The 6416-nt window shown below is 60.6% G+C and carries 6 protein-coding genes and 1 pseudogene; 3 read left to right on the forward strand and 4 right to left on the reverse strand.

Annotation, left to right across the window (positions count from 1 at the left end; translation table 11 throughout):
• The 4 genes from TR61_RS18900 to soxR all read right to left on the reverse strand — a co-directional run.
• A partial coding sequence (locus TR61_RS18900; RefSeq protein ID WP_050932097.1) for a 4-(cytidine 5'-diphospho)-2-C-methyl-D-erythritol kinase occupies positions 1-807 on the reverse strand: 807 nt, incomplete at its 3' end.
• Positions 794-2512, reverse strand: a complete 1719-nt coding sequence (locus TR61_RS18905) for a tetratricopeptide repeat protein (protein ID WP_050932092.1) — start codon at positions 2510-2512, stop codon at positions 794-796. The genes TR61_RS18905 and TR61_RS18900, both read right to left, overlap by 14 nt.
• A gap of 105 nt (positions 2513-2617) precedes the next feature.
• Positions 2618-4267, reverse strand: a complete 1650-nt coding sequence (locus TR61_RS18910; protein WP_050932093.1) for an electron transfer flavoprotein-ubiquinone oxidoreductase — start codon at positions 4265-4267, stop codon at positions 2618-2620.
• 151 nt (positions 4268-4418) lie between these two features.
• Positions 4419-4871, reverse strand: coding sequence for a redox-sensitive transcriptional activator SoxR (gene soxR / locus TR61_RS18915; RefSeq protein ID WP_050932094.1), 453 nt, complete (start codon positions 4869-4871; stop codon positions 4419-4421).
• Positions 4872-4955: 84 nt separating this feature from the next.
• On the opposite strand from soxR, the gene TR61_RS18920 reads away from it, so the two are divergent.
• The 3 genes and pseudogenes from TR61_RS18920 to TR61_RS18930 form a co-directional block, all read left to right on the forward strand.
• Positions 4956-5336 carry a VOC family protein gene (locus TR61_RS18920; RefSeq protein WP_050932095.1) on the forward strand — a complete coding sequence of 127 codons (381 nt, stop codon included), beginning with the start codon at positions 4956-4958 and terminating at the stop codon, positions 5334-5336.
• Positions 5337-5654: 318 nt separating this feature from the next.
• Positions 5655-6125: a transcription elongation factor GreA gene (gene greA, locus TR61_RS18925; protein WP_050932096.1), complete on the forward strand. Its 471-nt coding sequence runs from the start codon at positions 5655-5657 to the stop codon at positions 6123-6125.
• Positions 6126-6151: 26 nt separating this feature from the next.
• Positions 6152-6416 (forward strand): annotated as a pseudogene (locus TR61_RS18930) (hypothetical protein); the annotation flags it as partial.

The raw sequence follows: 6416 nt of genomic DNA on the forward strand, positions 1-6416 counted from the left end.
CACCCGCCCAAAACTCCGACACGCCACCACCCACCAATCCGGATGCGCCGTGGCAATCCGCCGGGCCGCAGCCTCCGCCCGCGCTTCGTCCGCAAATACTCCAAAACACGTGGCCCCGGACCCGGACATCCGCACCAGGTCTGCCCCCTGCAACGCTGCCAAGGCCCCTTCGATCTGCGGCGCCAACGCCAGAGCAGGCGCTTCCAGATCGTTCCGCTGCGCGGCCAGCCATTCCACAAACTGCTCCCGGTCTGCGAACTCCGGCAAAGCCCCCATGTCGGGATTATCCTTGACTGCCAAAGCCTTGAACACGTCCGGCGTGGGCACATGCCCACCGGGGTTGACCAATACAAGATCCAGTGCAGGCACCGTGGGCACCTCGGCCAGAACCTCCCCAATCCCCGCCATCCGTTGCGGCGCCTGGCTCAGGCACACCGGCACATCCGCCCCCAAACCCAGCGCCAACTCCGCCGATCCGCCCAGATCGCGCAGCACGGCGGCGGCATCAGACGATCCGCCGCCAATCCCCGCGCCATGGGGCAGGTTCTTTTCCAGATGGATATGCCCGGTCCAGCCGCAGGCCTCTGCCGCTTTCCAAACCAGATTGCTTCGATCCAACGGCACGCCGGGGCCGAAAGGCCCCGTCACGGTGATCCCCATCTGTGGCCCCGGATCATAAGACAGCCGGTCGCCCACATCGGCAAACACAACCAGACTGTCCAGCAGATGGTACCCATCTGCGCGCTGGCCGGTCACATGCAAGGTCAGATTGATCTTGGCCGGGGCGAACCCCTCAGCTGTCGTCATTCGCGACTTTCAGCGGGGGGGCGCCTTCCTCTTCAAGCACCTTGTCGAGGCCTCGATCCAGCTTGGCGCGGATGCGCTCCGGATCGGCCTCGTTCTGGGTGTCTTCCGGGTCAATAAAGCTCAGCGCGCGCTTCCATTGGAACTCCGCCTCGCGATACCGGCCCACGGCCCAATAGACATCGCCCAGATGGTCATTGACGACCGGATCCACCGGCATCAGCTCAACCGCGCGTTCCATGTGGCCCACTGCCTCTTCATAGCGGCCCAGCCGGTACAGAACCCAGCCCAGACTGTCGACAATGTAACCACTATCCGGCCGCGCGGCGACCGCACGCTCGATCATATCCAGTGCTTCGTCCAGATTGATCTGTTTTTCGACCATGGAGTAGCCAAGGTAATTCAGCACCTGAGGCTGATCGGGTCGCATCTCCAAAGCGGCGCGAAAATCGGCCTCCGCCTCGGGCCAGTTATCCAGGCGCTCATGGCTGATCCCGCGCACATAGTGCAGGAACCATTCGGTACGCGCGCCCTCTTCAGTCAGATCCAGCGCCTTGTCATAAGCCGTAACAGCCTCGGCGAAATTGTCCTGCTGACGGTGCAGATCGCCCAGCGCGGTATGAACCGACGGCAGATCCGGGTAATCCACGGCCAGACGCTCCAACACCTCGATCGCCGTATCCGGGCGGCCTGACCGGCTCAGCGCGTCAGCGCGGCCTTGTTCGGCGGCAAAGAAATCGGGGGATCCTGACGGGATGGATTTATAGACGGCGATTGCCTGATCGTATTGTTCCAGGTCATCCAGCAACGCGGCCACCAGAAGCGCACTATCCACGTGTCCAGGCCGCAGGAAAGACGCGATCTGCCCATAGATCAGCGTGTATTGGTCATTGGCTTCATTGTTCAGCGCGGCGGCCACGGAGAAGAAGACCTCGGCCATCCCGTCGCGCACGGATGTGACATGGCTGAAGGGCAGCTTGTTGCCTGCCGCCAGCGTATCGGCCATGGCCGTCAGGCTGGGATCGAACCCGACCGAGAAAGATTCGGCCAGAACGCTCAGCGCATCAGCGTTGCGATCCAGCTGAGACAGGATCTCGGCCCGCGCCATCGCACCACGGCGGGTCATCATCACCCGGCCCATGCTCTGATCGGAAAAGATCGCCTCTGCCCCTTCGAAATCCCCCACCATCGCAAGCGCCATGGCCTTGTGGTAATTGGCAAATCCGCGCAGACCGTTCTGGTTGGCCACCTCGTCAAAGGCCGCAAGCGCATCGCTGACCGATCCTGCCCCCAGATGGGCCCAGGCATTCACCAGCCCATCAACCAGCGGCCCTACACCCAGCGTTTCGACGTCGCGCGCCAGAATGTCATCATATTTCTGCTGATCGGCCAGACCAGCCAGTACCACCATATGGGCGACCTGGCTGCGCAGGCCCTGATCTTCGATCGCGGTGGCTACAGGCATGGCGCGATCCAGCTCGCCAGTGGCGAGAAAGGACAGCACCGTATCCTCCATCAGGTTGGCATTGCCCGGATCACGCATCAGAGCACGTGAAAAATACTGCGACGCTGTTTCGAAATCATTCACTTGCAGGGCATGTCGCCCTGCCAGGTAGGCACCGGATTTCGATTGGGCCAGCGCTGCAGGCGCGCTCAGCGCCATCCCAGCCACAACGCCCGAAAGAAGAATGCGACGCAACCCGCTCATACTCGCTCCTGCCAACAGAATGTTACCTGTAACAGAGGCTAGGACGGTCTTGGGGCAGAGGCAATGGCGGCAAGAGCAACCTGCCGCCAGATCGCTGCGAATTGATCACATATTGGGATAATTCGGCCCGTCGCCGCCCTGCGGAACCGTCCAGTTGATGTTCTGGCTGGGATCCTTGATGTCACAGGTTTTGCAATGCACGCAGTTCTGGAAGTTGATGACAAAGCGGGTGTCTTTGCCCTCTTCCTCCACGAATTCATAAACACCGGCCGGGCAATAGCGGGCCGAGGGGCCTGCGTATTTCGGCAGGTTCACATTTACCGGCACCGCATCATCCAGCAGCTTCAGATGCGCAGGCTGGCTTTCTTCGTGATTGGTGAACGAGAAGGACACGTTGGTGAGCCGGTCAAAGCTCAGCTTGCCATCGGGCTTGGGGTAGTCGATGGGCTTGTGCTTTGACGCGGGTTCGGTTGCCTCCGCATCCGATTTGCCGTGGCCCAGCGTGCCGAACAGCGAAAAGCCCAGCGTGTTGGTCCACATATCCAGACCGCCGCCCACCAGCGACGCGACCAGACCGTATTTCGACCACATCGGCTTGACGTTGCGCACCTTTTTGAGGTCCTGACCAATCGCGCCCTCGCGCACCTCGGTCTCATAGGCGGTCAGCTCATCGCTGGCACGACCCTCTTTTATTGCAGCCACCGCCGCCTCGGCCGCGGCCTTGCCCGACAGCATCGCGTTGTGGTTGCCCTTGATCCGCGGGACGTTGACCATGCCCACCGAACACCCCAGCAGCGCCACACCCGGCGCCACCATTTTCGGCATGGACTGGTATCCGCCCTCCGAAATCGCCCGCGCACCATAGGCCACGCGTTTACCGCCCTTCAGCAGCTCGGCCACCATCGGGTGATGCTTGAAGCGCTGGAATTCCATGTAGGGAAACAGATGCGGGTTCTTGTAGTTCAGGTGCACCACAAACCCCACATAGACCTGATTATTATCCAGGTGATAGATGAACGACCCGCCACCGGCTTCCTTGCCCAAAGGCCAGCCCATCGTGTGGGTCACGGTGCCTTCGCGGTGCTTCTCTGGGTCGATCTCCCAGATCTCTTTCATGCCGATGCCGAATTTCTGCGGCTCCTTGCTTTTCGACAGGTCGTATTTCGCGATCACTTCCTTGGCCAGCGACCCGCGCACGCCTTCGGACAGGAACACGTATTTGCCGTGCAGCTCCATGCCGGGCTCGGTGTTCTCGCCAATGGACCCATCAGCCTCCAACCCGAACACACCGGCGACCACGCCTTTGACTTCGCCGTTCTCACCGTAAACCAACTCGGAACACGCCATACCGGGGAAAATCTCAACCCCCAGCTCTTCGGCTTGTTCGGCCATCCAGCGGCAGACATTGCCCATCGACACGATGTAATTGCCGTGGTTGTTCATCAAAGGCGGCATCGGCCAGTTCGGCACGCGGATCTGCCCCGCCTCACCCAGCATATAGAAGTTGTCTTCCTTTACCGGCACGGTGATCGGCGCGCCTTTGTCCCGCCAATCAGGGATCAGCGCGTCCAGACCGCAGGGGTCCAGCACCGCGCCCGACAGGATATGCGCGCCCACTTCCGAGCCCTTTTCCAGCACGACAACATTCAGATCCGCGTCCAGCTGTTTCAGACGGATGGCCGCCGACAGGCCCGCAGGGCCTGCCCCCACGATCACCACGTCATATTCCATCGCTTCGCGTTCAATCTCGGCCATGCTGGGGCTCCCTGGCTTGTGCTTCCGCCGCGCAAGTCACCTCGCGCGAAATAATCTGTCGCGTGAGATATCGGCTGCGGTTGGTTCAGGTCAATCGGAACACGGCAATTTGTCCCGATTTGCCGTCACGTTCCGGCAATTTCCGCACGAATTACGGCACGTCAGGCCGATCGCCCATCAGATACCGTGGCCCGGTGCCCTTCGCAGCGGCTACGTCATCGGGGTTATAAAGCTTGCATTTCTCAAGGCTCAGACAGCCGCAACCGATACAGCCATCCAGATTGTCGCGCAGCTTTTGCAGCGTGGCGATACGGCTGTCCAGATGCCCCCGGAAGGTCACGCTGATCCTGGCCCAATCAGCGGCCGAGGGCGTGCGCCCGCCCGGCAACTGATCGAGCTGCGCGCGAATCTGCGGCAGGGTAAAGCCGAATTGCTGGGCGATCATCACAAAGCTCAGCCGCCGGATATCGGCGCGGTGAAACCGCCTCTGCCCGCCCGCATTGCGCCAAGGATGCACCAGCCCCTGTTCCTCGTAATACCGGATCGCCGATACGGCCAATCCAGTGCGTTCCGCCAATGCGCCAATCGACACGCCTGCTGCCATGAAAATATCCCTTGACCTTAAGTTAGGTTGAGGAATTAGTGTGCCTCTCAGTCCTCCAAAAAGCAAGACGGAAAGGCCTTTCTGATGACCACAACGCTTGAACACACCAACTACACCGTCGCCGATCCCGACAAGACCGCCGCCTGGATGCGCGATGTCTTTGGCTGGCATGTCCGCTGGTCCGGAGACGCGATCTCGGGCGGCTACACCGTCCATGTGGGCGACGAGAGCCGCTATGTGGCGCTTTACACGCCCGGCACGCCCAAACAGCCGACCGAAAGCAATTACACAACCGTTGGCGGCCTGAACCACATCGCGGTTGTCACCGATGACATCAACGCGCTGGAAGCCAAGGTCAAAGCCGCCGGGTTCAAACCGATGAACCACGCCGATTATGAACCGGGGCTCAGGTTCTATTTCCATGATGCCGACAACATCGAATACGAGGTGGTCAGTTACACCTGAACCGTGCCAGCGCCTGCCTGTAGGATGGCGCTGCACCCTCAATTCACAGCACTTTATGGCAGCCAAGTCATATCACGAATAATCGGCGCACCGAGGTCAGCCAAAGCGCCAGCCTGCGGGGACAGGCAGGCGCTGGCACCGCGGCCTGCGGCCTTGCTTCCGTGCCCGCGAGCTGAACAGCCCACAGGCAAACCAAAGCCGGTCTGTCCCAACCCTCTTGCATTCCCTCCACCCAATCTGTCAGGTACATTCAACTTGAAACCTCGGGGCCGCGGATCACCTGATCGGCGGCCCAACCCGTATGAATGAGTGACTGGCATGGACAAAATTCCTATGACACGCGCAGGCTACACCGCGCTGGAAGCCGAATTGAAAAACCTGAAATCCGTGGAACGCCCCGCAATCATCAAGGCGATTGCCGAAGCGCGCGAACACGGCGATCTCAGCGAAAACGCAGAATACCATTCCGCGCGCGAAAAGCAGTCCTTCATCGAAGGGCGCATCAAGGAGCTTGAAGGCGTGCTGGGCCTGGCCGAGGTGATTGATCCGACGAAGCTTTCCGGCAGCATCAAATTCGGCGCAACCGTCACCCTGGTCGACGAAGACACCGACGAAGAAAAGACCTGGCAGATCGTGGGCGAACACGAAGCCAATGTCGAAAAAGGCCTTCTGAATATCAAATCCCCCATCGCCCGTGCCCTGATCGGCAAGGACGAAGGCGACAGCGTCGAAGTGCGCACGCCGGGGGGCGAGAAGTCCTATGAAGTTCTAAAGATCGCTTACGTCTAACCCTCAGCGGAAAGCCAAAGACGCAGATGGCCGCACAAGACAAAAAACAAGGTAGCGCCAAACCCGGTCGTCTGGGGATCTATGAACGGCCCGAGCAGCAAAGCGTCACGAATATTGAAATCGTCGCCATCGCCCTCAGTGCGCTTTGGGTGCTGGCTGCGGTCATCTTCTTTGTGGTGATGCCCAGCGGCCCCGAGGCCGGATTTGACGGCGCGAATGCCATGATAACGATGCTGGCCATCTTCATGCCGGTCGCGATGATCTGGGTCGCGGCAACGGCGGCACGCGCCA

The organism is Aestuariivita boseongensis, assembly GCF_001262635.1.
Taxonomy (GTDB): Bacteria; Pseudomonadota; Alphaproteobacteria; order Rhodobacterales; family Rhodobacteraceae; genus Aestuariivita; species Aestuariivita boseongensis.

Coding starts and splice junctions, on each gene's coding strand:
- TR61_RS18905 (WP_050932092.1), bottom strand. CDS start 2,512: ATGAGCGGGTTGCGTCGCATTCTTCTTTCGGGCGTTGTGGCTGGGATG.
- TR61_RS18910 (WP_050932093.1), bottom strand. CDS start 4,267: ATGGCCGAGATTGAACGCGAAGCGATGGAATATGACGTGGTGATCGTG.
- soxR (WP_050932094.1), bottom strand. CDS start 4,871: ATGGCAGCAGGCGTGTCGATTGGCGCATTGGCGGAACGCACTGGATTG.
- TR61_RS18920 (WP_050932095.1), top strand. CDS start 4,956: ATGACCACAACGCTTGAACACACCAACTACACCGTCGCCGATCCCGAC.
- greA (WP_050932096.1), top strand. CDS start 5,655: ATGGACAAAATTCCTATGACACGCGCAGGCTACACCGCGCTGGAAGCC.